The following is a 26,346-nucleotide window of genomic DNA, read 5'->3' as shown; positions in this document are numbered from 1 at the left end:
AAAACGCCAGTTGGAAGCCTGTCCCGCCCGCCCTGGCACGACAGGCAAGACGATGGCTGGCAGATTGCCCGCTTCCCATGGAGCGGGCAAAACATTCAACTTTACAAATAGGGCAATAACAAAACAATGAAGACATTTAATCGTCTGACGATAGGCGCGCGCCTGAGCGCGGGCTTTGCCGTCCTGGTCATCCTGATGCTGGTGCTGGCCGCGTTCGCGCTGCTGCGCATGGGCGCCATCGCCGGCGCCATGGAGGCGCAGGAAAAAGTCCAGCTGGAAAAACTCGAACCGCTGTACGTGGCGCGCGAAGCGCTCGACCAGACGGGCCTGGCCGCCCGCAATGCGTACATCTTCCACGACCAGGCCGCCGCCGAGAAAGAGCTGGCCATCCTCGACAGCCAGAAGGCGCTGTACCTGGAAGCGCTGGCCATCCTGGCGCCGAAGTTTGCCGGCGACGCGCAGTTCGACAAGGTCAGCACGGGCTTGAAAGCCATGGCGCAGGAACTGCAGCGTCCGCGCCAGTTCCGCGCGGCCGGGCAGATGGAGCAATACGGCACCTTCCTCGTCGACGAGTGCAGCCCCTTGCGGCGCCAGATCGTCGCCGACATCGATGCCGTGCTGAAAACCGTGCAGCGCGAATCGGAACAGGCCAGCGTGGCCGCGCGCGCCATTTATGGCCAGTCGCTGCGCTGGATCGGCGCGCTGGCCGCGCTGAGCGTGCTGGTCTGCATTTTTGTCGCCACCGTCATCACGAGCGGACTGCTGCGCCAGCTGGGCGGCGAACCGGCCTACGCGGCTTCGATTGCCGGGCGCATCGCCCAGGGCGAGCTGGCCATCGACGTGCACACGCGCCAGGGCGACGACAGCAGCCTGCTGTTCGCCATCAAGACCATGCGCGACAACCTGGCCGCCATCGTCGGCAAGGTGCGTCACGGAACGGAAAGCATCGCCACCGCCTCGACCGAGATTGCCTCGGGCAACCGCGACCTGTCGCAGCGCACGGAGCAGCAAGCCGGTTCGCTGGAAGAGGTGGCCTCATCGATGGAAGAACTGATTTCCACCGTGCGCCAGAATGCGGACAACGCGCAGCAGGCGAACCGCCTGGCGCGCGAAGCGTCGAAGGTGTCGGAGCAGGGCGGCAAGGCCGTGGCCGAAGTGGTGCACACCATGGGCCTGATCAATGCTTCGTCGAACAAGATCGTCGACATCATCGGCGTGATCGACAGTATTGCCTTCCAGACGAACATCCTGGCCTTGAACGCGGCCGTGGAAGCGGCGCGCGCGGGCGAGCAGGGACGGGGCTTTGCCGTGGTGGCGTCCGAAGTGCGCAATCTGGCGCAGCGCTCGAGCGCGGCCGCGCGTGAAATCAAGCTGCTGATCGACGATTCCGTCAGCAAGGTCGGCACGGGCACCGTGCTGGTCGAGCAGGCGGGCGCCACCATGCACGAAGTGGTGGCCGGCATCGGCAGGGTCACGGGCATCATGGCCGAGATCAGCCACGCCACGCAGGAGCAGGGCGCCGGCATCGAGCAAGTCAACCGCGCCATCGTCGACATGGACCGGGTGACGCAGCAAAACGCGGCCCTGGTCGAGCAGGCGGCCGCCGCCGCGCACGAACTGCAGCAGCAGGCGGCGCAGCTGGAGCAGGAAGTGGGCATCTTCAAGCTGGCGCGGCCCGCCAGCGGCCCCTTGCGCCTGGCTGCCTGACTGCCTGGCACGCGGGCGGGCACGGCGAAACGCGGCGTGCCGCCTGTCCTTTTACGCGCTACAATGAGAGCTGGATCACCGCCAGGACATCTCATGCAAGTGCATAGCAGCAACGATGTTTCCAGCCCGGACGATGACAAACCGGCGCCGCCCGTGCTGCACCAGGCCTTGGCCGGCCTCGGCTGGGGCTTGCTCACATGCGTGCTGTGCTTTGCCATCCTGTTCCTCACCAAATGGCTGCTGCCGCCCGAATACTGGGGCGCGCACACGGGCCTGGCCAAATTCAAGCGTGAAATGTCGCTGCCCCTGCTGGTCTTCTGGGTGGTCATCTATTCCCCCATCCTGGAAACTTTCCTGGGCCAGCTGCTGCCGCTGGAAATCCTCAAGCGCCTGGGCGCTGGCCGTCAGCTGAGCATTTTCCTGGGCGCCATTTTGTGGGGCATCGTGCATTTCATCAGCGGCGGCCTGCTGCACGCCATCGTCGCGCTCGGATCTGGCGCCATGTTCAGCTTTGTCTATCTGCGCTACCGCGAGCCGGGCGTGGCCGCCGCCTACACGACGACGGCGTTCGCCCGCGCCTGCAACAACATCGCCATCCTGGTGGCCGTGTTTTACGGCCTCGACGCTTGAGGCGGTTCTTGCCTCAACAGATACAGCACCAGGCCCGCCAGCGCCACGGCCAGTCCCGCCAGGGCGCCCAGCAACTGGCGGAAGGCCGTGTCATAACTGGCGCGCAGCAGCGCTTCCTGGCCCGGCAGCAGCATGGCCGCCTGGCCGATATCGCCCAGCGCGGCGCGGCTGGCGGCGGCCAGCACGGGCAGGCCGGCGGGCAGCTGCTGCGCCAGGCCCGCGCCGATCAGGCCGGCCAGCACGGCACCGGCCAGGGCCAGGGCCACGCCGTCGGCGCTGATGCGCACGGTATTGAAGATGCCTGTTGCCATGCCGGCCCGCTCGGTATCGACCACGTTCAGGGCCATGCCATCCATCAAGCCCCACGGCAGGCCGATGCCGGCGCCGATCAGCAGCAGCGGCCCGGCCAGGGCGGCGCCGTTGCCGAGCACCTGCGACAGCCAGGCCAGCCCGGCGGCGGCCAGCAGCAGGCCCGCCGCGCACAGGGTCGCCGCCGTGAACCAGCGCAGCAGCAGCGCCGCCAGCACGGGCACCAGCAGCAGCGGTGCGGCCAGCGCGACCATCAGCCGTCCGGCCGCCAGCGGCGACAAGCCATCGGTGCCGATGAAGCGCCCCGGCAGCATGACGATGAGCACGATAAACAGGAAGGCGGGCGCGGCGGCCAGCACTTGCACACCGACGAAACGGCGCTGGCCGAACAGGCGCAAGTCCAGCATGGGGTGCGCCGTCCTGCGTTCGATCAGGATAAAGACCGATAACAGCAATGCCGCCAGGACCAGCGGCAGCAGCACGGCCGCGCTGCGCCAGCCGTGTTCGGGCGCCAGCAGCATGCCGACCGTAAATAAGACCAGCGCCGCGCTGAAGCTGAGGGCGCCGGGCCAGTCCAGGCGACCATGGCCACGCGGCGGATCGGCCGGCACGCTGACAGCCACCAGCAGCGTGCCGATGGCGCCCAGCGCGGCCGTGGCGTAAAAGACGGCAGGCCAGCGGGCCAGTTCCAGCATGGCGCCGGCCGCCAGCGGGCCGAAGGCCAGTCCCAGGCCAAACGTCGTGCCCAGCACGCTCATCACACGGCTGCGCGCCGTGCCGTGGAACAGCGGCGCCAGCGAAGACATGGCGGCGGCGAACGCGGCCGCGCCGCCCAGGCCTTGCACGAAGCGCAGCACGGCGATCAGCACCACCGAGGGCGCCCAGGCGATGGCCAGGGTTGCCGCGCAGAACAGCGCCAGCCCCGCCAGCCAGACCCGGCGCCGGCCCAGCACGTCCGTCAGGCTGCCGGCCACCATCATGGCGCTGCCATAGCTGAGGATATACGCGTTGATGACCCAGTTCAGGGCGCTGGCGCTGCCGCCCAGTTGCGCGGCCAGGGCGGGCAGCACGACGGCCGGGCCCGTAAAGCACAGGGGAATCAGCAGGCCGCTCAGGCAGGCGGCCAGCACTTGCAGGGCAAGTGTCAAACGGGAAGGATAAATCATGTGAGATCCTGAAAGGAGGGACGGCGAGTATGGCGCGCCCCGCATTCCGGAAAAAGAGGCTAAACTGCCGAACATATCGGATATAAATGTCTTGAATGGGAGCGCAATGGAAGGCTTGGGTGGCATCGCCATGTTTGTGCAGGTGGCCGACAGCGGCAGTTTTTCCGCCACGGGACGGCTGCTGGGCTTGTCATCATCTGCCGTGGGAAAAAGCGTGGCGCGCATGGAGACGCGGCTGGGCGCGCGCCTGTTTCAGCGCAGCACGCGGCACCTGGCGCTGACGGACGAGGGCGAGAAATTCCTGCAGCGCTGCAAGCGCATCCTGGCCGAGGTGGAAGCGGCCGAGCAGGAGCTGAGCGCGGCCAGCGGCGCGCCCAGCGGCCGTCTGCGTATCAGTCTGCCACGCTACAGCGGCTTGTTCGAGCCCGTGATTGCCGGCTTCATGCTGGCCTATCCCGACATCGAACTGGATCTCGATTTTTCCGATGCGCTGGTGAATGTGATCAGCGACGGCTTTGACGCCGTCGTGCGCACGGGCGAGCTGGACGATTCCGGCCTGACGCGGCGCAAACTGTGCACTTTCCGCCGCCTGCTGGTGGCCTCGCCCGCCTACCTGGCGCGTCACGGCCATCCCGCCCATCCGGCCGACCTGGCGCGGCACCAGCGCCTGCGCTACCGCTTTCCCGCCACGGGGCGGCTGGAAGCGTGGCCGCTGGACGACACGCTGGAGCCGGCTGCCCCGCTGGCGCCCGGCATGGTGTGCAACAGCGTGGAAATGCGCGTCTACCTGGCGCTGCAGGGGCAGGGCATCGCGTACTTGCCCGCCTTTACGGTGCAGCGCGAACTGGCGGCGGGGCAGCTGGTCTCGCTGCTGGACGCGCATACGCAGCCGGTGACGGCGTTCTGGCTGCTGTGGCCGGCCAGCCGCCATCTGCCGCCGCGCCTGCGCGTGTTCATCGATTTCCTGGTACAGCAGTTGCAGGATCAAACCTATGGGACCCGGCCATGACGGACGATGCACACCTGACAGCGCTGCAGCGCCATGTGGCCGGCGCCACCGTGGGCCACGCGCATCCGTTTGCCGTGCCGCCGCTGCCGCCGCAAGAACCGCTGACGGCGGCGCTGCGCGACGACTGGGTGCGGCCGCTCTACATGGGCTTGCACAGGCCAGAGGCGTTGGCCTGCGCGCAGCGGCTGGCCCAGGCGGACGATGCCCTGATTGCGCGGCTGCTGGGACAATTCGACTGGCGCAGCCGCATGGCCGGCGCCTACCTGGCGGCATTGACGCAGCGTTCCGCCTTCACGGACCAGCTGGGCGGCCTGCTGCTGGCCAGCGAAGTGTGCTACGCGGGCAGCGCGTACTGCCTGGCGCTGGCCGTGTTCGACACGCCGGACAGCCGCGATTATCTGCACCGCTATCTCGCGCATTATTTGCGCCAGCCGCAGCTGCATTTCGAGCAGACGCAAGCCATGGCCGCCATCGCCTATCTGGATGGCCAGCATGGCAGCGCTGCAGCGGCGCGCCATGCGCCAGCCTGGAACGCATTTCTTGCCAGCCGGCCCGGCGAGGCGCTGGACAATGCGCTGGCGGCCTTCAGCGTCGGCATGGACCGCCTGCGCACCCTGCGCGCCGTGGCGCCTGGCGCCTAGCCAGCGCGCTTTTTTCCCGTACTTCTTCCTTTATTGCGCGTCTCCTGTGGCCGGGGGCGCCGCTGCCTGGCCGTTGTCGTCGCGCACCCGCGCCGTATGACATTTTCATGACAAATAACAGTGTTTCCCAAGTTGAAGCGTCAATAGGGGGTACGTGCAGGCCGCTGCGATAGCAAGGCCGTGCATGCACCGAAAGGAAAGGGCCGTCGTTGGCGCGCTGCACAGGCTTGCCGATGCGGCCGCCACTTTTGCCCTGATGCCGGCTTGCGCCGGCCCATTCATCTGATTTGTTACGTTCAAGGACAGGACACCGCGACATGACACAAGCAACCGCAACCCCCGCTTCAGATCCAGCAGCCTCCGGCGACGCCATTTCCGCCATCGAGGCGTACCTGAACAGTTCCGCGCTGGCGGCCCCGCAGCGCTTCACCGGCACCGCCAATGCCGATGTGCTCAGCGGCACCAGCGGCGCCGACGTGCTCGAAGGCCTGGCCGGCGACGACACGTATTACGTCAACAACAGCGGCGACGTGATCGTCGAACTGGCCAACGGCGGCACGGATACCGTGTACACCAGCGTCAACTACACGGTGGCCGCCAACGTGGAGAACGTGCACATCATCGGCAGCGGCCTGACGGTGACGGGCAGCGCCACGACCAACAACGCCTTTCATGTGCAGGCGCCAGGCGGCAATGTGCTCAACGGTGGCGGCGCCGTCAATTCGGTCAGCTATATCAATGCCAGCGTGGGCGTGACCGCCACCCTGTCGGGTGCGAATGGCCCGTTGCCGGCGGCGCCCGGGACCGACGTGCTGTTCAATTTCAGCAACCTGATAGGCAGCAAGCTCGACGATGTGCTGACCGGCAACGAACTCAAAAACGCGCTCGTCGGCGGCATAGGCAACGATATCCTGCGCGGCGGCAAGGGCGATGACATGCTTGCCGGCACGGTAGGCGACGATACCTATATTTTCGCCCGCGGCGACGGCGCCGACAGCATCCTCGAAGTGCCCGAAGGCGGCGCGCACAATGTCGTCGCTTTCCTGGCCGGCGTCGGCGCCGACCAGCTGTGGTTCCGCCAGGTGGGCACGGCGCTGGAAGTGAGCACCATCGGCACGACGGACAAAATCACCATCAGCGGCTGGTATGGCGCCGGCATCGCGCCCCGCATCCAGGAATTCCGCATGGCCGACGGCCGCGTGCTGCTGGGCGCGGACGTGCAAAACCTGGTGCAGGCGATGGCGGGCCTGACGCCGCCGCCGCTGGGCCAGTTGACCTTGCCTCCGGGCACCGCCAGCCTCCTGTGGCCGGCGCTGGCGCAGAACTGGCGTATCGACGGGACGGATCAGCCGACCAATGGCGGCCCCTTCGTCGGCGGCGTGAACAAGGACATCATCAGGGGCACGGCGGGCGCCGACCTGATGGCCGGCCAGGGCAACGACGATATCTATTACGTCAACCATGTCAATGACGTGGTCATCGAAGAGGCCGACGGCGGACGCGACACCGTGTATGTCAGCACGAGCAGCTACACGCTGCCGGCCAATGTCGAAGAAGTGCATATCAGCGCAGGCAGCCAGATGGTGGCAGGCAGCAGCGGCTCCTACAATGTGTTCCATGTCGACGTCGCCGGCGGCAACCTGCTCACAGGCGGCGGCGCGAACAATACCGCCAGCTATGCCGGTTCCAGGACTGGCGCGACAGTGCGCCTGGTCTCCGCCAACAGTGCCCCGGCGGTACAGCAGGGACGCGACGAACTGGTCAATTTTTCGACGGTGGAAGGCAGCGACTATAACGACGTGCTGACCGGCAATGCGTCCAGCAATACCCTGATCGGCGGCCGGGGCCACGACATGCTGCAAGGCGGCCAGGGCGCCGACGTGCTCGCGGGCGGCATCGGCGACGACACCTTTGTCTTCGCCCGCGGCGACGGCGCCGACATCATCACGGAAACCGCTGCCGATGCCGGCTACGACGCCATCGCCTTCCTGGCCGGCGTCAGCCTCGACCAGTTGTGGTTCCGCCAGGTGGGCGCGGACCTGGAAGTGAGCACCATCGGCACGACGGACAAGATCACCATCCGCGCCTGGAACGCCGCCGCGCCGAACATCGAGGAATTCCGCACGGCCGCCGGCCACGTCCTGCGCGGCGCCGATGTGCAGCAGCTGGTGCAGGCGATGGCGAACCTGACGCCGCCGCCGCTCGGCCAGCTGACCCTGCCGGCAGGCACGGCGGCCGCGCTGGCGCCGGCGCTGGCCCAGGCCTGGCACTTCAACGGTCCCACGCAGCCGACGGGGCAAACCTTTGTCGGCACGGCGAACGCCGATATCCTCAGCGGTTCGGCCGGCGCCGACCTGCTCGAAGGGCTGGCCGGCGACGACAGCTATTTCGTCAACCACAGCGGCGACTTCATTGTCGAACGGGGCAATGGCGGCACCGATACCGTGTACACGACGGTCAACTACACGGTGGCCGACAATGTCGAATACGTGCGCCTGAACGCTGCCGGCCTGACAGTGACGGGCAGCGCCTACACGAGCAACAATTTTTTTGTCAAGACTGCCGGCGGCAACGTGCTCGACGGGGGAGGGGAAGGCAACTTGCTCAATTACAACGGCGCCAGCGCGGGCGTGACGGCCGTTTTTGCACCCGTTGGCGCGACCATGACAGCGCGTCCCGGCGTCGACGTGCTGGCTAACTTCAACGCGGTGATCGGCAGCACGTTCGATGACTTCCTGACGGGCAATGAACTCAAGAACATCCTCGGCGGCGGCCTCGGCAACGATACCCTGCAAGGCGGCAAGGGCGACGACGCGCTGGCCGGCGCGCTGGGCAGCGATACCTATGTCTTCGCCCGCGGCGACGGCGCCGACAGCATTTCCGAGGCGGACGAGGCGGGCAGCCGCGACGTGGTCTCCTTTTTGGCCGGCGTCAGCGCCGAACAGCTGTGGTTCCGCCAGGTGGGCACGGCCCTGGAAGTGAGCACCATCGGCAGCGGCGACAAAGTCACCGTGAACGGCTGGTACGAAGGCGCGCCGCGCAGCATCGAGGAGTTCCGCACGGCCGATGGCCGCGTGTTGCTGGGCAGTAACGTGCAAAACCTGGTGCAGGCCATGGCGGGCCTGACGCCGCCGCCCGCCGGCCAGCTGACCCTGCCGCCAGCCACGGCCGCCATTCTGGCGCCGTCGCTGGCGCAGAACTGGCGCTCCGCGCAGCAATTCAGTGCCGCCAGCCAGGCCGCCGGCGCCGCTTGGCAAGCCGATCCGGCGCAGCTGGTGCAGGCGCTGGCCGGCTTTGCCGTGCCGGTGGCCGCTTCGGCGCACTGGTCCGAAAAGGGCGGCCTGCCGATGCAGATCCAGCTGGCGGCCGCGCATTGATCGCCTGAGTTAGCAGCTTCACCCTCACGCAGCCGGGCCGGAATCGCTGGTCCTGGCCTGGCTGCGCCATTGACTCCTTGATATCGCCCGATGACAGTCCTCCCACACCGCAACGATCCGCCACCGATTGAAACACCGTTACCCGACACGGGCTTGCTGTCACTGCTGCTGATGGCCAGCCTGCATGGCATCGCCGCCGATGGCGCCCAGCTCAGGCACGCTTTCGGCCAGGCCGTGTTCACGCGGCAAACCGTGCTGCTGGCCGCGAAACAGCTGGGCTTGACGGCCAAGCTGGTGCGCCAGGCACCCGAACGGCTGGCGCAGTCGCCGCTGCCGGCCATCGCCATGGATACCGACGGGCGTTTCTTTATACTCGGCAAGGTCGAGACGGGCGAAGGCGGCGTGAGCAAGGTGCTGGTCCAGCATCCGGGCCAGCCGCCGCAGATCCTGGGTCGCGAAGCCTTCCTTTCCGCCTGGACGGGCGAATTGATCTTTTTCACCAGCAAGGCCAGCTTCGCGGGCGAGACGGCCCGATTCGACTTCAGCTGGTTCATTCCCGCCATCGTCAAATACCGCAGGCTGCTGGGCGAAGTGCTGCTGATTTCCTTCGTGCTGCAGCTGATCGGCCTGGCCACGCCTTTGTTTTTCCAGGTGGTGATGGACAAGGTGCTGGTCAACCACGCCATGCAGACGCTGAATGTGGTGGCCATCGGCCTTGTCTGCGCCATCGTTTTCGAAGCCGTGCTGGGCCTGATCCGCACCTATGTTTTCGCGCGTACCAGCAGCAAGATCGACGTGGAACTGGGGGCGCGCCTGTTCCGCCACCTGCTGGCCTTGCCGATCGCCTATTTCCAGGCGCGCCCCGTGGGTGATTCCGTGGCGCGCATCCACGAACTGGAAAATATCCGCTCCTTTCTGACCGGCAACGCCCTGACCCTGGTGCTCGATGTGCTGTTCTCCTTCGTCTTCATCGCCGCCATGCTGTGGTACAGCGCGGCGCTCAGCGTTGTCGTGCTCGTCTCCATTCCCGTCTATGCCGCCCTGTCGATGCTGCTCACGCCCTTGCTGCGGGGCCGCCTGAGCGAAAAATTCAACCGCGGCGCGGAAAACCAGTCTTTCCTGGTCGAAACCATCAGCGGCGTCGACACCGTCAAGGCCATGGCCGTGGAACCACGCTGGCAGCAGCAGTGGGAAAAGCAGTTGGCCGGCTATGTGTCGGCGGGCCTGTCGGCGAACAACATCGGCATGCTGGCCAGCGGCGGCGTGACCCTGGTCAGCAAGCTGGTGACGGCGGCCATCATGTGGTGCGGCGCCACCCTCGTCATCGACGAGAGAATGACGGTGGGCGAGCTGGTGGCGTTCAATATGCTGGCCGGGCAGGTGGCTTCGCCCATCTTGCGCCTGGCACAGCTGTGGAACGATTTCCAGCAAGTGGGCATTTCCATGAGCCGGCTTGGCGATATCCTCAACGCCAGAGCGGAAGCGGGCAGCCAGAAGGCGCGCCTGCCGCGCATCGCCGGCGCCATCGCTTTCCAGCAAGTGGGCTTCCGCTACCGGCCCGATGCGGCCGAAGTGCTGCGCGAGGTGTCGATCGCCATCGCGCCTGGCGAAGTGATCGGCATCGTCGGGCGTTCCGGTTCCGGCAAGAGCACGCTGACGCGGCTGGCGCAGCGCCTGTACGTGCCCGAGCGGGGCAAGGTGCTGATCGACGGGCAGGATATCGCCGTCATCGACACGGCATCGCTGCGGCGCCAGATCGGCGTGGTGCTGCAGGAAAACATCCTGTTCAACCGCTCCGTGCGCGACAACATCGCCTTGAGCGACCCCGCGCTGCCCATCGAGGCCGTCATCGCCGTGGCAAAACTGGCGGGTGCCCACGACTTCATTTGCGAACTGCCGGAAGGCTACGACACCATGGTGGGCGAGCATGGCACGGGCTTGTCGGGCGGCCAGCGCCAGCGTATCGCCATCGCCCGCGCGCTGATCGGCGATCCGCGTATCCTGATCTTCGACGAGGCCACAAGCGCGCTCGACTACGAATCGGAAAAGATTATCCAGGACAATATGCGCGGCATTTGCGCGGGACGCACCGTGCTGATCATCGCCCACCGCCTGTCGGCCGTGCGCGAAGCGCACCGCATCGTCGTCATGGACAAGGGCCAGGTAGCCCAGCTGGGCAGCCATGCGGCGCTGCTGGCGCAAGCGGACGGCATTTACGCGCATCTGTACGGCCTGCAGCAGGGCACGACAGGGAGCGCCGCATGAGCGCCGGCCACCGCCTGGCCGCGTACGGCGAGCTGATGCAACGCTATGGCCAGGTGCTGCGGGACGGCTGGCGCCACCGCGCCGCGCTGGGCGGCCCCGTGCTCGGCGAAGACGAAGCGGCCTTTCTGCCTGCCGCGCTGGCGCTGCAGGAGCGGCCCGTGTCGCCGTCGCTGCGCCTGACGGCCGGCGTGCTGATGCTGCTGGTGGCCAGCGCGGTGCTGTGGGCGGTCTTTGGCCAGGTCGACATCATCGTCAATGCGGCGGGCAAGATCATCCCGTCCGGCAACACCAAGACCATCGCTTCCGTCGACGTGGCGGCCGTGCGCGCCCTGCATGTGCGCGAAGGGCAGGCCGTGAAGGCGGGCCAGCTGCTGGTGGAGCTTGACAGCCGCGGCCCCGATGCGGAGCGCGACAAGGCTGCCGGCGATGCCGTGGCGGCCGCGCTGCAAATGGCCCGTTCGCGCGCGCTGATCGCCGCCATCGACAGCTTGAAGCGGCCGGTACTGCTGGCGCCCGGCGACGCCAGCGCCGCCCAGCGCGCCGAAGCGCAGGGCCACCTGGACGGCCAGTACGCGAGCTTGCGCGCCCGGCTGGCGCACCTCGACGGAGAAATCTCCCGCTACGCCCAGGCGCTGCCGCTGGCGGCGCAGCGCGCGCGCGACTACCAGGCGCTGGCGGCGACGCGCGACGTGGCCGAACACGCGTGGCTGGAAAAGGAGCAGGCGCGCATCGACCTGGCCGGCCAGCTGGCGTCGGCCCGCAGCGAACGCGCGGCCCTGCTGGCGCAGACGCGCAAGGATGCCTACGACGCGCTGGCCGAAGGCACGCGGGTGGCGGCCGCCAGTGCCCAGGATGCGCGCCGCGCCGGTGCCCGTGGCAGCCTGCTGCGCCTGACGGCGCCCGTCGACGGCACGGTGCAGCAGCTCAAATTGCATACGGTGGGCGGCGTGGTGCCCGCCGCGCAGGCGCTGATGCAGATCGTGCCGCGCCAGGGCAGGCTGGAAATCGACGCCGTGCTGGAAAACCGCGACGCCGGCTTCGTGCAGGAAGGCCAGGCGGTCGCCATCAAGGTCGACGCCTTCGACTACACGAAATATGGCACGGTGCCGGCCGTCGTCAGCAGCGTCTCGCGCGACGCCGTCGAAGATGACCGAAAGGGCCCCGTGTATGCCGTCAGGATCACGCTGCGCCAGCCGGCCATCGTCATCGATGGCAAGCCGGTGCCGCTGTCGGCCGGCATGGCGGTGCGCGCGGAGATCCGCACGGGCACGCGTCGGGTGATCGAATATGTGCTGTCACCGCTGGTGCGGCACCAGAAGGAGGCGCTGCATGAACGCTAGTGTGCGCCCCTTCGCCTTCACCATTGCCGTCGCCGTCGCCGTCGCCATCGGCTTGCTGGCAGCGCCGCCCGCGCTGGCCGGCGATCTGTCGCGCTTCCTCGACGATCCCCTGCGCGCGCAGCCGCAGCTGCCCGAGGGCGGCCGCATGCTGCCGGGAGACAGCGCCGCCGCGCCATGCCCGCCATCCTGGGACGGGGCCGTGCCCTTGACCTTGGCGCTGGCCGTCGACCTGGCCCTGTGCCATAACCCGCAGGTGCATGGCGCCTGGGCCGGCATCCGGCTGCAGGCGGCCGGCCTGGGCGAGGCCAGGGCCGCCTACCTGCCGACGCTGAACGCGGGCCTGAGCCGCGTGCATGACCGCACCGCCTATCCGGGCGCCGACACGGCCGCCAGCAGCTTGAACAGCAATACGGCGTCACTGAACTTTTCCTGGCGCCTGTTCGACTTTGGCGGCCGCGCGGCGGGCCAGCGCTCTGCGCAAGCCTTGCTCGATGCGGCGCTGGCCAGCCACGACGCCGTGCTGCAACAGACCCTGGCGACGACCGTCAGCGCGTATGTCGACGCGCAGACGGCGCAAGCGAGCACGCGCATGCGGCGCGAATACCAGGCGCTGGCGCAGGAAACAGTGGCGGCGACGCGCCGCCGTGCCGAGCGGGGACTCGGTTCCCGCAGCGACACCCTGCAGGCGGAAAGCGCGCTGGCCAAGGCGGTGCTGGGAGCCAGCCGCGCCGATGGCGACTACGCCAAAGCGCGCGCGGTACTGATATATGCACTGGGCCTGCCGGCCGGCGCCAGCGTGACCGTGGCCGACGACGCGCACGTGCCGGCGGCGGGGCAGCGCGCCGATCTGCAGGCCTGGCTGGGCCAGGCGCAGGCACGCCATCCCGCCATCGTGGCGGCCCGGGCGCAGCTGGCGGCGGCGCGGGAGCGGGTCGACATGGTCCGTTCGGAGGGGCGTCCCAGCATCGACCTGACGGCGAACTTCTACCAGAACGGCCGCCCGAACCAGGGCTTGTCCGCCGCTTCCACGCGCGAAACCCTGGTTGGCGTCTCGCTGAACATCCCCCTGTTCGACGGTTTTGCGCGCGGCTACAAGGTGCGCGGGGCGCAGGCGCAGGCGGGGCAAAGGGAAGCCGAGGTGGAAGAAGTGCGGCGGCAGACCCTGATGGAACTGGTGAAAACGCATGCGGAAGCGGACATGGCGCTGGACAACATGGCTGCCGCGCAGGCCTGGCTGGACGCTGCGCGCGATGCCCAGGCCAGCGTGCAGCGCAAGTTCGGCCTGGGCGCGGCGGACATCCTGGAAATGCTCACTACCCAGTCGGCGCTGCTGGAGGCGCAGCAGGAGCGCATCCGGTGCCAGGCAGAATGGCGCGCGGCCCGCCTGCGGCTGCTGGCCAGCGCCGGCGTGCTGGGACGGGAGGCCATTGCGGGACGGTAATGGGCGTAATTCGCGCGCCGTTGCGCCGCAAAAGTGACTATATTAAGGCGTCCTATCCACACCGGCCAAGGGAGACATCATGCACAGCATACAAAAGATTACCCCGTGTTTATGGTTCAACGGCCACGCCGAGGCGGCGGCCCTGTTTTATACGGGGATTTTCCCCAATTCGAAGATCGGCCAGATCCTGCGCTACGGCGAGGAAGGCCAGGAAATCCACGGCCAGGAGCCGGGCAGCGTGCTGACGGTGGCGTTTGAACTGGACGGCCAGACGTTCACGGGCTTGAACGGCGGGCCGCTGTTCCAGTTTTCCGAGGCCATCTCGTTCCAGGTCAATTGCGACACCCAGGACGAGGTCGACCATTACTGGAACCAGCTGTCCGAAGGCGGGCCGCCGGAAGCGCAGCAGTGCAGCTGGCTCAAGGACCAGTTCGGCGTGTCGTGGCAAATCGTGCCCACCATCATGCTCAAACTGCTGGGCGACCCCGACCCCGTCAAGGCCCAGCGCGTGATGAAGGCCATGATGGGCATGAAAAAGATCAATATTGACGAGATCAAGCGGGCGTATGCGGGTTGATGGGATGCAGGCTTGACCAGCTTCAAGCAACAGGGGGATTGATTTGCCACTTGGGCGGACAAGGCGCACAGTGAGGCGACGTGGCGTTCACGCCGCAGCACCTGGCTTGCACTTAGTTTGCAACTTAGTTTGCAACTTCGCTTGCAACTTGGCCTGGCAACTTAGCTCAGCACCTTAGTGGAGGACTTATGCCGGCCAAACCCATGCTGTTGTCGGCCGTGTGCGTCGCCTTGCTGGCATCGTCCCCCGCAGTGTGTCAAATGCCTGGTCCTGGCGGGCCGGCGCAGCGCGCCAGGCCGCCTGTCATCGCCGACTGGGCGCGCCCGTCGAGACCCGCATGGGTGGAGGCAGTGGCCGCCGGCCGATTGGCGCTCAGTGACGAGAAAAGCTGTGACGAGAAAAAACGCCAGCTGGAGCAGCAGATCAGCAGCTTGCAGCACATATGCCCCGCCTGTGCGACAGGCGTGGCGCCAGGCGTTGCCATGCCAGCCGGTGCCGCTGTGGCGCGGACGGTGACAGACTCCTGCTTGGCGCGCGACGCGTCCGCCATCGATTCTTTCCGTGCGCAAGAGGCGAAATGCGCCGCGTTGCCGAGCGGCATGCGGGATGATGACTGCATTGTGGTCAGCAAGCGCCTGTACCGCTATCTGCGCAGCGGGCAGGGTGGGCCATAGCCAGGCTTCAGCCGATGTGCCGGCGTGTCCCGCTCCGGCGCCGCCTGCAGGCGCCTGCTTGTCCGTACTGCGCACGCCAGCGGCGCGCCCTGTCCAAGAGGGCCGGCATTTGCTATAGTCCCAGCCATCTTTCCATCCGCCCGCAGACATTGCCATGACAACCAGCCCCACCACGAGCAGCACCATCGCGCCCCGCACTTTCGGCACGCCCCTGTCTTCCACCGCCATCAAGGTCATGCTGCTGGGCTCCGGTGAACTGGGCAAGGAAGTCATCATTGCGCTGCAGCGCCTGGGCGTGGAAGTGATTGCCGTCGACCGCTACCCGAACGCGCCCGGCCACCCGGTGGCGCACCGCTCGCATGTGATCGACATGAGCGACGGCGTGGCGCTGGCCCAGCTGATCGACCTGGAAAAGCCGGACCTGATCGTGCCGGAAATCGAAGCCATCGCCACCGATACCCTGGCCGCGCTGGAAGCGGCGGGGCAGATTACCTGCATCCCGAACGCGCGCGCCGCCGTGCTGACCATGAACCGCGAAGGCATCCGCACCCTGGCCGCCGAAACCCTGGGTGTGGCCACGTCGCCCTACCGCTTCGCCAGCAGCCTGCAGGAGCTGCAGCTGGCCTGCCAGGACATCGGTTTTCCCTGCGTGGTGAAACCCGTGATGTCTTCGTCGGGCAAGGGCCAGTCCAAGCTCGATAGCGCCGCCGACGTGGAAACGGCGTGGGCGTACGCGGCCAGCGGCGGGCGCGTCGATACGGGCAGGGTCATCGTCGAAGGCTTCATCGATTTCGATTACGAGATCACCTTGCTGACCGTGCGCGCCGTTGCCGCCTCGGGCCAGATCGAGACGCAGTTCTGCGAGCCGATCGGGCACTTGCAGGTGCAGGGCGACTACGTGGAATCGTGGCAGCCGGCCCGCATGGCGCCGCTGGCGCTTGAGCGTTCGCGCGAGATCGCCCGCAAGGTGACGGACAACCTGGGCGGCCTGGGCCTGTTTGGCGTGGAGCTGTTCGTCAAGGACGACATGGTGTGGTTCTCGGAAGTGAGCCCGCGTCCGCACGACACGGGCATGGTCACCATGGCCAGCCAGGTGCAAAGCGAATTCGAGCTGCACGCGAAAGCCATCCTCGGCTTGCCCGTCAACGTGGCGCTGCGCTCGCCCGCCGCCTCGGCCGTCATCTACGGCCAGCTGGAAGCGAAGGGCATCGCCTTCGAGGGCGTGGCCGATGCCCTGAACGTGCCGGGCGCGGACTTGCGCCTGTTCGGCAAGCCGGAATCGTTTGCCCGCCGCCGCATGGGCGTGGCCCTGGCGACGGCCGACGATATCGACACGGCGCGTCAGCGCGCCGTGCTGGCAGCCTCGAAAGTCAAGCCGGTCGCGCGCTGATGGCGGACTCGATGAGCGATTCCAGACTGCCGCAGGCCGATGCGGGCGGCGACGACATCAAGCGCAAGCTGCGCGGCCACATCGCGCGGCGCAACCTGGGCGGCGCCGCCAACGACTGCAAGTGGAACGAACTGCTGGCCTTCATGCGCGGGCGCACCGACTGGGCGCCGTCGTACCGCTACGGCTCCGTCAGCGGCTATGTCTCGCGCTGGGACACGGAGTGGGACTACCACCCGCCGTTTCCCTTCATGGGGGTGGAGTGGTTCGACATCAGCCTGTATTCGGAAGAACACGTGGCCATGCTGCTGCCGAAAAAAATCATCGACCATGGCGTGTGGATCGTGCCCGAACTGGAACGCATCGGCTTTGATTTCGAGGTGCGGGAGCGGGTGGCACGCATCTGGGGCTATTTGCCGCGCAATTATCACGATTTTCCTCCTGCTGATTGACGCCTGACCGACCCTGCTGCGCGTCGGTACATGCGGCCTGCGATGCTCACCGTACTGGAGTACGGTTGTGCTTCCTGGCCACCTCTCCCTTTCGCTCGCTACGGTTTTGTCAGCTGTCACAAATAATAGATTGATAACATGTCTGAAAACAATATTCCCCAAGTACCGCAACCGGACGACGCCGTCGTCGGCAAGGAAGCGGGCGCGCTGATGCTGGCCACGGCCTGCGCCGCGCGCGACGCCTTTTATGCCAGCCTGGGCGCCATCGACGGCGACGTGCTGGCGCCGCTGGTCAATCCTGCCTTCATGGGGGGGCCGCGCTGGCCCTCGTTGCGCCAGGCCTGGCGGGTGATCCGCCGGCCCGACTCGATCGTGATTGCCAGCGATGGCTTGAGCGATCCGTTCGAGGATGACGACGACGTGTTTGTGCCGCGCGGGCATTTGCTGGAAGTGTGCATCGAGGCGCCGCTGGCCGCCTTCGATGGCGGCGCGATCCAGCAATCGTGGCTGTTCGATGTGATTTACCAGGTCAGCCAGAACGTGGCCGACCACGGTTCCATTGATTTGCTGGTGCAGCGCCACGGCAGCGTGTCGATGGTGCTCGACGTGCGCGGGGCGCCGGCAGGCCTCGAAGACGAGGACGAACAGGTGGGCGTGCTGCTGGCCCCCGGCACGGCCACGATTGCCCCGTCCTTCGATACCCCCTACGGCACGGTGATGCTGCTGACCGTCACCGTGCTGCAGCCGGCGGAGCTGGCGTTCATCGGCGGGGCAGCCGACAAGGGGCAGTCGCGCCGCGACCTGGCCGCCGCGCTGGCCGCGTCGCCCACCGGCCAGCTGAGCGTGGCTGGCCGCGCGGCCGTCATGCCCCGCTAGGCTTTGCGGCGGGCGGGCTGGCCCGTTCAGCCGCTTCGGGGGCGGCCGGTTCGGCGAGCGCTGGTTCAACGCCTGGTGGTGCCGTGACGGTGGGCGCGGAGGCAGCCGGCGCCGGCGGCGGTTCGCGCCACTTGCCCGCCGCCTTCAGCTTGTTTTTCAGGCCGGGCAAGGGAAAACCCAGCGCATAGGCTTTTTGCGCATGCACGCTGGCCTTGTCATATTCCTTCTTCTTCACATACATCAGCCCCAGGTTGTACTGCACCGTGGCTTGCTCGGGCGCCAGGCGGCTGGCAGCGTCCAGCTGTTCCAGCGCCATCGCGTCCTGGCCCGTGGCCAGCAGGTAGTTGCCGTACACCATGCGCGCCGTCACGTCGTGCGGCGCGAAGGCGATGGCCCGTTCGAAATAGCAGCTGACCGTGTAGCGCGCGCCGTGCGGCTGCGCGCTTTTTTGCCGCAGGCCCAGCTTGGCCATGGACGCGAGCGCCCGGTGGTGGTTGGGGAAGTGTTCCAGGGTGTAGAGAAATTCGCGCTTGACCTTGAGGATTTCAATCATTTCCAGCATCCCCCGGCTGGCCGCATACACGGCGCCCGACCACGACCAGGCGCGCGGGTCGCCTTCATCGCCATACTGCGCCACTTTCGACAGGTCGACGGAACCCACCAGGTCGGCCAGGTCGGCCGTGGTCGGATCGTGCGGTGCATAGGTGCCGATGCCGCAGCGGCCCGCTTCCGAGATGGCGATGCGCTCGACAGGCATGCGCAGGAAGTCACCCTGGTATTGTTCTTCCAGGCGCGCACTGCAGTGCGGACACAGTTCGCCATGGATGTCGACGCCGTAGCTGGCGCGGAAATCGGCGCGCATGCCGTGCGGCACCAGTTGCAGCGGCGATTCATGCACGGGACAGCCGGCGATGCCGTACAGCGCGCCTTCCTCGCTGCGGCTGTATGCTTCCAGGCCCCGCTTGAGCAGGATCACCATGGTCGACTTGCCGCCAGAAGGGGGGCCCAGCAGCAGAAGCATGCGCCGTCCCACCTCGGAGCCGGCGGCGGCCGCCTTGAAATAGGCGGCCACGCGGTCGATGGCGTCGTCGATGCCGAACAGTTCATCGTCGAACAGGCGGCAACGGAAATGGCCATCGCTGTCGGTGTGGCCATTCCAGCGCATCATGTCCCACAGATACTGGTGGGCGCTGCGCGCCAGCAGCGTGGCGTTGGCGGGCATCACCTGGTCGATGAAGTCGGCGAAACTGCCGCGCCAGGGACTGAGGCGGTGCTGCGCGCTGTAGGCCGCCATGCTGCGCACGAAGTGCCCACGCTGGCTTTCGCCCGCTGCTGCTGTGTCTGCCGCTGCTGCCGCCGCCGGCGGCGCGGCGCCGTCCGCCAGCGGAGGTTGCGCAGCCGCCGCGCCGGCGGCATCCGTGGTCGTGCGTAAGCTCGTCATCGCTGTTCCATCCTCGCTTTCCCCTTGCGGCATGCCTGTTGCGGCGCAGGTCCTGGCACGCCCCGGCCAGGAACACTGGTCCGGCCGTCGCCTGGCTGGCTTGCCGCCTGCCGTGGCACGGCGTTACCGCGTAGCCACAGGACCTGCCGTTCGTGCACTCGTCGGACATTCATCCGACATCTCTTGATCATGCCTCGACCATTCATTGCGCATTCATCGCGCATTCATCGACCATTCCTTGAGCATGCCTGCCGTCCACGCGCCACGGCCTGCAGCTGGTTTGCCCAGTATAGGATGGCGCCCCTGTTCACACACCTGATCTGGCGCAAGCTTGAAAACGGAACTATTTCAGCCATCTATTCCACCCATTGCCATGGCCGCCGCGCCCTCGCGCGGTTCGATGCAGATCAATATGCCGCAGTGTGACCGGCCCACACTGGCAGTTCCAGAGCGACTACCGGGAGCACATCATGTTTGGCAATGACAATGGTTTCAGCCCACCGCCGGGGAACGGCGGGGGCAGGGCGCAGAGCCCCGACGATGAAGAGGCGGTGGAGCAGTTTGCCGCGCCGGGGGAGGGCGATGGCGACATCGAGACGGCGTCCGTGGCGGACGTGGCCGACGCCTTGAGCGGGGTCAGCATGGAATTGCTGGAAATTAAACGCAGCATCGAGGATGGCATGCGCCAGGCGATCCTGCAGGCGGGCAACGTGCGCGCGGCCGACGCCTTCAGCGACGCGGGCAATATCCAGGGCGTGGCGATCGGCCTGGGCGAAGGCGCCAGCGACAGCTCGTCCGGCGAACCGGGCATGCCGGCCCTGACCCTGTATGTGGCCGAGCCCACTTCCGTCGACCGCGCCAAGGCCGCCATCGTGAGCGCCATGGGCCTGCGCGCCGTGGCCAGCGACAATGTGCCTGTGAATATAGTCGTCACGGGCGTCATCGACGCCCAGCCCCACCGTTTCCGCTTGCGTCCGGCGCCCGGTGGCGTGTCCGTCGGGCACTTCCGGATCACCGCCGGCACCATAGGCTGCCTGGCCCTGGGCCGCAGCGCGCCACGCAACAACCGCTTGATGATCCTGAGTAACAATCACGTGCTGGCCAATTCCAACGGCGGCGTCTTCAATGACTGCATCGTGCAGCCTGGCCCCATCGATGGCGGACGCTGTCCGCAAGACCAGGTGGCGGTGCTGGAACGCTTCGTGCCCATCAATTTCACCGGCGGCGTCAATTTTGTCGATTGCGCCACCGGCTGGGCCTGGCCCGACCGCGTGCGGCGCGAACTCGTGTACCTGAGCGGCGGCGTGCCGGCCTACTTCCGCATCAGCAATGCGCTGGTGGCGCCCACCTTGGGCATGATGGTGGGCAAGTCAGGACGCACCACGCAATTGACGCAGGGCCGCATCACGGGCCTGGGCGCCACCATCAACGTCAATTACGGCGGTGGCCGCATTGCGCTGTTCCAGGACCAGATCGCCATTACGGGCGTCAGCGGTGCGTTCAGCGCCGGCGGCGATTCCGGGTCGTCCATCTGGACCTGGAACCAGCAGCGTAATCCTGTCGGCCTGCTGTTTGCCGGAGGTGGCAACATCACGTTTGCCAACCAGATGCGCAGGGTGGTGGTGGCGCTCGATATCAATTTGTATACTTGAGTGCGGCAACAGACGCCGGCGTTGTGCCGCCTTGCATAACGCCCGCTTTTGCACGAAGATGATCTTGTCCGGACAGCAGCCATGCGTGGTGCAGCCCTGCAATGAGGCGCTGGCGCCCGGTGCCCGGGTGTATCATGGACAGTATGAGGAGAGATTGTCATGTCAAACAGTAAATTTACACAATCGCCCCACGCCGTTTTCGAGGATGCCGCCATGCCGTACCTGCCGGACGAGTCCACAGGGCAGGGTGCTGCGGGCATGGTGCAGCAGGGCCATCTTGCTTCGCACGGCCGCCTCGAAGCGGCGAAACGGCGCAACGAACGGGCATTGATGGCCATCGACGGGGTGGAAGGCGTCAGCCTGGGACAGACCGCTGTCGGCAAGGAAGCACTTGTCGTGTACCTGCGCGATGCATCCGTCAGGCGGCGCGTGCCGCTGCAGGTGGAGGGCTATCCGGTGGAAATGAGCATCACGGGCCAGATCGATATCCAGCGCTGGTAAGAACGCCGGCCGGACCCGGCCTGGCTGGCGCCGTCAGGCGTGTATGCACGGATGCACGCATGAGCGCATGCACGCCGGCCGGATTCCTGTCCGTTTGCCTGCAGTGGAGCCTGCGCCATGCCGGATGCCATGACGCAGCTTGGTAACGCTTGCCGCCGAGTTGGGCAAGAGCCCTGCCGCAAGGCGGTGGAACGACCCTACTGGCGGCCTTTCCTGCCTTGCCTTGCCTTGCCATTTACACTTGCTGCCGGGCTCGACTGGCGTTGCTTGACTAGCCAGATCGGCGTTACTTGCTCAAGCGGTCTATCGCTTCGGCCACGCCCGCGCCATAGGCCGGGTCGCACAGGGTGCAATTGCCGATGTGGCGTTGTTTGACCTGCTCCGAGGCGCCCGAGATGGCGCGCGCCGTATTGTCGAACAGCACTTGCTGCTGTGCCGAGGTCATCAGGCGGAACAGGGCGCGCGGCTGCGAATAATAATCTTCGTCAACGCGGTGGTTCCAGTGGTCGGCCGCGCCTTCCAGGCTCAGCGGCGGTTCACGGAAATCGGGCTGTTCCGCCCATTCCTGCTCGCTGTTCGGTTCATAGCCGAGGGTGCCGCCCATGTTGCCATCGACCCGCATCTGGCCGTCGCGGTGGTAACTGTGGAACGGGCACTTCGGCGCGTTGACGGGAATATGGCTGTGGTTGACACCGAGGCGGTAGCGCTGCGCGTCGCCGTACGAGAACAAGCGGCCTTGCAGCATCTTGTCAGGCGAAAAACTGATGCCAGGCACCACGTTGGCCGGGTTGAAGGCCGCTTGCTCGACTTCGGCAAAGTGGTTGTCCGCATTGCGGTTCAGTTCCAGCACGCCCACTTCGATCAGCGGATAGTCGCCATGCGGCCAGACTTTCGACAGGTCGAAGGGATTGATGTGGTACGTCCCCGCCTCTTTTTCCTGCATGATCTGCACGTACAGCGTCCAGCGGGGGAAATCCTTGTTCTCGATGCTGTCATACAGGTCGCGGTGCGAGCTTTCGCGGTCCTTGCCCACAAGCTCCTCGGCTTCCTGGTCCGTCAGGTTCTGGATGCCTTGCTGGGTTTTAAAGGTGAACTTGACCCAGAAACGCTCGTTTTGCGCATTCAGGAAGCTGAAAGTGTGGCTGCCGAAGCCATGCATGTGGCGGAAGCTGCGCGGCAAGCCACGGTCGCTCATCACTACCGTCACCTGGTGCAGCGCTTCGGGCAGCGAAGACCAGAAATCCCAGTTGCTGTTGGCGCTGCGCAACCCCGTGCGCGGATCGCGCTTGATAGCGTGGTTCAGGTCGGGGAATTTCAGCGGGTCGCGCATGAAGAACACGGGCGTGTTGTTGCCGACCAGGTCCCAGTTGCCTTCTTCCGTGTAGAACTTCAGGGCGAAGCCGCGGATGTCGCGTTCCGCATCGGCCGCGCCGCGTTCGCCTGCCACCGTGGAAAAGCGCGCAAACATGGGCGTTTGCTTGCCCACCGCGCCAAAAATCTTCGCCCGCGTGTAGCGTGTGATGTCGTGCGTGACGGTAAACGTGCCGTACGCGCCGGAACCCTTGGCATGCATGCGGCGTTCGGGGATGACTTCGCGGTCGAAGTGGGCCAGCTTTTCCAGGAACCACACATCTTGCAACAGGGCAGGGCCACGCGGGCCGGCCGTCTGGATGTTCTGATTATCGACAACAGGCGCGCCAAAGGCGGTGGTCAGCTTTTTCATTGGACTCTTTCTTTCGTGGCTAGGCAGAGCAATGGACGCGCCGGCGCTACTCAAACACTGGCTGGGTTGAATGAACACTCACCGGGGCTGGTCCAGAGTAAAATTTCTAAAATGCAAGCCAGTGTAAACTTTTTTGTGCAGGATGGCTTGCCACGCCGTCCGAGCAAGCTCAGGCGGCGTACTTGCATCATAAGCGCTGAGTAGCAGCCGCTCCCGCACGCTTGCAAATTGCAAGTATATAAAGCCTGGCAGTGCGTGCGCCACTGGCCTTTTGTCCAGGTTGTCTACGCCGTTGTTAAAACTTGTTCCAGTTATTATGCCGGTGCTCCGTCGCTTCCTTCATCAGGTGGCCGGCGCGCAGCGCGTCGTCCGCTTGCACCGTCATGGCCAGTTCCTGGATGGCGGGCGGGTATTCATGGTGGGCCGCTTCTTCCAGCAACTCGCGGCCCCTGGCCAGGTCCAGCGGCACCCCGCGGCCTTCGCGGTAGGCGTTGTACAGCAGGAACATGGCGTGTGGATTGCCCAACTCGCTCGACTTGTCCAGCCAGTGCGCGGCGATCACGGGGTCTTTCGGCACGCCTTCGCCATTCGCCGCCAGCAGGCCCAGCATCAGTGCCGCCTTGGCGTGGCCTTGCTGCGCCGCTTGCCGGTACCACAGCCAGGCTTGGCCTGGCGTGGCGGCGCGCAGCATCTGGCCCAGCTCGAACGCGGCTTCCGTGTCGCCCGCGCGGGCCGCCTGCTCGAACAGGCTCAAGGCTTCGGTGCGGCGCCCGGGCCTGGCCAGGTAGATCAGCGCCAGTTCGCGTTCGGCCACCGGCATGTCCTTGCTGGCCCAGCTGCGTACCTTGCGCTCGGCCTTGTGGTCGCCCGCCTGGCGCGCATGCATGGCGACGGCTTCGATCTCGGCTGCCGTGGGCGGTGGCGAGGATTGGCAGGCGGCCAGTGTGGCCGCCAGGAGGACGGCGGGAAGGGACAGCGCTTGTTTCATCTTGATCACCTTTCATCAAAGCAGGCCGGAACTCCTGAAGTCCCGGCCCATGCACCTTATTTGCTCAGGTCGATGCGGTATTTGGCAAAGCCGCTGGCGTCGAGTCCGCCTTCGGCCGCCACGTTGCTGATGCCGCTGCCTTGCGCCAGCGCCAGGTGGCCCGGCGCCGAACGCAGGATCACGGGACCCGCCGTGGCCGTCTTGACGAAGCTCCAGCTGCGCGCGCTGCCGTTGTTGGCCAGCGTCACCTTGCCGCCCTTGGTGCTGAGCGACGCCAGGTAGTTGCTGACCACCGCCTGGTTGGCGTCCGGCGACTTGATGATGGTCTTGCTGCCGTCGATGCCGGGCACAGCGCCGCCGCCACCGGCACGGTAATCATTGGTGGCAACAATGAAATCATCGCCGTCGGCCACGGGCGCGCCCTTGTACGTCAGGTTGACGATGCGGCTGCCAGGTTTTTTCGTCACGTCGATCTGGTACGTCAGCGCATTGTTTTCCGCATAGAACACGTCATAGTTGTAAATCGTGCCATATGACGGCACCAGATCTTGTTCGGCGCTGCTGGCCGGGTCGATCTGGGCAAATTGCCTGGCCGACGTTTCCAGCCAGGCCTTCAAGTCCGCGCCCTTGATTTTCACGGCTTGCAGGTTGTTATTGCTATATAAATACAAGTCGCCTGGATTGCGTACCTGCAAGCCGATCGGCGTGGCCGGCGTGGCGCCAGCAGCCACGTCGGTGAAGTCGGAAGGCCCGTTGCGGCCCGCTTTGAATGGCGCGCTGCAGGAAATCACGGGGATGTTCTTGTAGCTGGACAAGGTGGCATCCGTGCTGGTGGCAATGAAGTTTTTTACATAATCAAGTTGGGCCTGGTTCACCAGCTGGATCGCGCTGACGTCACCCACCAGCGCGAAGTACGCCGACATTTCGAAATCCGTGCTGATGCCCAGCGGCTGCTTGGCGTAGGCGATGGTCGCCGCGTGCTCGGTGGCAACGAGGGGCGCGATGGCCGGGTCGGCTTTTACCAGGGTCGTGCCATCCGTGTACTTGAAGCCGCGCGATTCCACCGTCGTCTTGGCTGGCTGCACCACCCATTTGCCGCCCTGGTACACCATGGTCAGCTTGATGATGCCCAACCGGCGGCCCCAGCTTTGCGCCATGACGGTGGGCACGCCGTTGACGAAGCCATTCACGGCGTCGATCTTGGCGCTGGCGGGGAAGGCGGCAAACGAGGCGTCCAGCGCGGCCGCGCCCGCTTCCTTGCCTTTCGGGAAGATCAAGTGCGAGTGGCCGATCATCAGCGCGTCGATGCCCGCGCTGGTCAAGTGATAGCTGCCGTTTTCCATCTTCGGGCTGTAGGCGCTCGTGTCCAGGCCGCCATGCGACAGGGCCACCACCAGATCGGCGCCCTTGCTGCGCAGTTCCGGCACGTACTGTTTCGCCGCTTCCTGCACGCCCGTCACGCTGACTTTGCCGGCGAGCACCTTCTGGTCCCATTCGAGGATTTGCGGCGGCACAAAGCTCAGCACGCCCACATTGATTTTGACCGTCAGCTTGCTGCCATCGGGCGCCGTGGCGGCGAAATCGCGCGGCAGCAGGGTGTAGGGCTGGAAGATGGGCTTGCCGCTGGCCACGCCGACGACGTTGCTCAGCACGGAAGGGAAGGCGGGCGCGCCGCAAGTGCCAGTCGGCTTGGCCACGCCGGGAATGCCGAAATCCGTGTTGGTGATCTGGCTCAGGTAGGCCAGGCCGTAGTTGAATTCATGGTTGCCCATGCCGCCCGCGTCGTATTTCAGCGCGTTCATGGCTTTATGCACGGCCAGGGTGCCGCTGCACGGCACGGGCGCAGCCACGGCCTGCAGGTCGGCAAGTAAAGTACCCTGGATGACGTCGCCATCGTCGAGCAGCACATTGTTCGGGTTTTCCGCGCGCGCCGCCTGGATCAGGGTCGAGGTGCGCTCCAGGCCCAGGCTGGTGTCTTCGGCCAGCGCATAGTAGTTATAACTCAAGACATTGGAATGGATATCCGTGGTTTCCAGCAAGGCCACGCTCACCGTCGTGCCTTCCGGAATGGCCGGCGTGGCCGGGGTATTCGAACTGCCGTTGCAACCGACCAGACCTGCACTTGCCAGCGCCGCCAGCATGACCCAATTTGTTTTCATTGCCGCCCTCAGATAGATGCAAAGGACGCGA

Annotated in this window: 19 protein-coding genes; 14 read left to right on the top strand and 5 right to left on the bottom strand. The window is 66.2% G+C overall.

What is annotated here, in order from left to right; genetic code table 11:
• The first annotated feature begins 126 nt into the window (after positions 1-126).
• On the top strand, positions 127-1,707 hold the full coding sequence (locus ACQ4WR_RS02145; protein ID WP_436485005.1) for a methyl-accepting chemotaxis protein: 1,581 nt from the start codon (positions 127-129) through the stop codon (positions 1,705-1,707).
• A 93-nt stretch (positions 1,708-1,800) separates the two neighbouring features.
• Positions 1,801-2,337, top strand: a complete 537-nt coding sequence (locus tag ACQ4WR_RS02140; protein WP_436485004.1) for a hypothetical protein — start codon at positions 1,801-1,803, stop codon at positions 2,335-2,337.
• Here ACQ4WR_RS02140 and ACQ4WR_RS02135 read toward each other — a convergent pair.
• The gene (locus ACQ4WR_RS02135; protein ID WP_436485002.1) at positions 2,319-3,812 is read right to left on the bottom strand and encodes an MFS transporter; all 1,494 of its coding nucleotides are present in this window, start codon (positions 3,810-3,812) and stop codon (positions 2,319-2,321) included. The two genes, ACQ4WR_RS02140 and ACQ4WR_RS02135, sit on opposite strands and share 19 nt — an antisense overlap.
• Positions 3,813-3,918: 106 nt before the next feature.
• Between ACQ4WR_RS02135 and ACQ4WR_RS02130 the strand changes: the two genes are divergently transcribed.
• From ACQ4WR_RS02130 to ACQ4WR_RS02085, 10 genes are all read left to right on the top strand, one after another.
• Entirely contained in the window at positions 3,919-4,821 is a 903-nt protein-coding gene (locus ACQ4WR_RS02130) for a LysR family transcriptional regulator (protein WP_436485000.1), read from the top strand.
• On the top strand, positions 4,818-5,462 hold the full coding sequence (locus ACQ4WR_RS02125; protein ID WP_102299302.1) for a DUF6000 family protein: 645 nt from the start codon (positions 4,818-4,820) through the stop codon (positions 5,460-5,462). The genes ACQ4WR_RS02130 and ACQ4WR_RS02125 overlap by 4 nt, the downstream gene beginning before the upstream one ends.
• Positions 5,463-5,779: 317 nt before the next feature.
• Positions 5,780-8,839 carry a calcium-binding protein gene (locus tag ACQ4WR_RS02120; protein ID WP_436484998.1) on the top strand — a complete coding sequence of 1,020 codons (3,060 nt, stop codon included), beginning with the start codon at positions 5,780-5,782 and terminating at the stop codon, positions 8,837-8,839.
• A gap of 90 nt (positions 8,840-8,929) precedes the next feature.
• Positions 8,930-11,104, top strand: a complete 2,175-nt coding sequence (locus tag ACQ4WR_RS02115; RefSeq protein WP_436484996.1) for a type I secretion system permease/ATPase — start codon at positions 8,930-8,932, stop codon at positions 11,102-11,104.
• Positions 11,101-12,444, top strand: coding sequence for an HlyD family type I secretion periplasmic adaptor subunit (locus ACQ4WR_RS02110; protein WP_436484994.1), 1,344 nt, complete (start codon positions 11,101-11,103; stop codon positions 12,442-12,444). Before ACQ4WR_RS02115 ends, ACQ4WR_RS02110 begins: the two co-directional genes overlap by 4 nt.
• A complete protein-coding gene (locus ACQ4WR_RS02105) occupies positions 12,434-13,885 on the top strand; it encodes a TolC family protein (protein WP_436484993.1) in 1,452 nt (483 codons plus the stop codon). Before ACQ4WR_RS02110 ends, ACQ4WR_RS02105 begins: the two co-directional genes overlap by 11 nt.
• A 79-nt stretch (positions 13,886-13,964) precedes the next feature.
• Entirely contained in the window at positions 13,965-14,462 is a 498-nt protein-coding gene (locus ACQ4WR_RS02100) for a VOC family protein (RefSeq protein ID WP_436484991.1), read from the top strand.
• An 828-nt stretch (positions 14,463-15,290) separates the two neighbouring features.
• Complete coding sequence (gene purT / locus ACQ4WR_RS02095) at positions 15,291-16,526, top strand: formate-dependent phosphoribosylglycinamide formyltransferase (RefSeq protein WP_102298953.1); 1,236 nt, start codon at positions 15,291-15,293, stop codon at positions 16,524-16,526.
• Between the two features lie 11 nt (positions 16,527-16,537).
• Positions 16,538-16,975 carry a DUF6678 family protein gene (locus ACQ4WR_RS02090; RefSeq protein ID WP_436484989.1) on the top strand — a complete coding sequence of 146 codons (438 nt, stop codon included), beginning with the start codon at positions 16,538-16,540 and terminating at the stop codon, positions 16,973-16,975.
• A gap of 138 nt (positions 16,976-17,113) precedes the next feature.
• On the top strand, positions 17,114-17,851 hold the full coding sequence (locus tag ACQ4WR_RS02085) for a hypothetical protein (RefSeq protein ID WP_436484988.1): 738 nt from the start codon (positions 17,114-17,116) through the stop codon (positions 17,849-17,851).
• On the opposite strand, the gene ACQ4WR_RS02080 is transcribed toward ACQ4WR_RS02085, so the two are convergent.
• A complete protein-coding gene (locus ACQ4WR_RS02080; RefSeq protein ID WP_436484987.1) occupies positions 17,838-19,292 on the bottom strand; it encodes a hypothetical protein in 1,455 nt (484 codons plus the stop codon). The two genes, ACQ4WR_RS02085 and ACQ4WR_RS02080, sit on opposite strands and share 14 nt — an antisense overlap.
• A gap of 422 nt (positions 19,293-19,714) precedes the next feature.
• Between ACQ4WR_RS02080 and ACQ4WR_RS02075 the strand changes: the two genes are divergently transcribed.
• Positions 19,715-20,944 carry a chymotrypsin family serine protease gene (locus tag ACQ4WR_RS02075; RefSeq protein ID WP_436484986.1) on the top strand — a complete coding sequence of 410 codons (1,230 nt, stop codon included), beginning with the start codon at positions 19,715-19,717 and terminating at the stop codon, positions 20,942-20,944.
• 159 nt (positions 20,945-21,103) lie between these two features.
• Positions 21,104-21,445 carry a hypothetical protein gene (locus tag ACQ4WR_RS02070; protein ID WP_436484985.1) on the top strand — a complete coding sequence of 114 codons (342 nt, stop codon included), beginning with the start codon at positions 21,104-21,106 and terminating at the stop codon, positions 21,443-21,445.
• 286 nt (positions 21,446-21,731) lie between these two features.
• On the opposite strand, the gene ACQ4WR_RS02065 is transcribed toward ACQ4WR_RS02070, so the two are convergent.
• From ACQ4WR_RS02065 to ACQ4WR_RS02055, 3 genes are all read right to left on the bottom strand, one after another.
• Positions 21,732-23,168 carry a catalase gene (locus tag ACQ4WR_RS02065; protein WP_436484984.1) on the bottom strand — a complete coding sequence of 479 codons (1,437 nt, stop codon included), beginning with the start codon at positions 23,166-23,168 and terminating at the stop codon, positions 21,732-21,734.
• A 295-nt stretch (positions 23,169-23,463) separates the two neighbouring features.
• Positions 23,464-24,156, bottom strand: coding sequence for a tetratricopeptide repeat protein (locus ACQ4WR_RS02060; RefSeq protein ID WP_436484982.1), 693 nt, complete (start codon positions 24,154-24,156; stop codon positions 23,464-23,466).
• Between the two features lie 56 nt (positions 24,157-24,212).
• Positions 24,213-26,315 carry a bifunctional 2',3'-cyclic-nucleotide 2'-phosphodiesterase/3'-nucleotidase gene (locus ACQ4WR_RS02055; RefSeq protein ID WP_436484981.1) on the bottom strand — a complete coding sequence of 701 codons (2,103 nt, stop codon included), beginning with the start codon at positions 26,313-26,315 and terminating at the stop codon, positions 24,213-24,215.
• Positions 26,316-26,346: the final 31 nt, after the last annotated feature.

This window comes from Janthinobacterium amylolyticum (assembly GCF_051380655.1).
Classification (GTDB): Bacteria; Pseudomonadota; Gammaproteobacteria; order Burkholderiales; family Burkholderiaceae_D; genus Janthinobacterium.
Note: the sequence above shows the minus strand (reverse complement) of the source record. Positions and strands in the feature narration are given on the sequence as shown.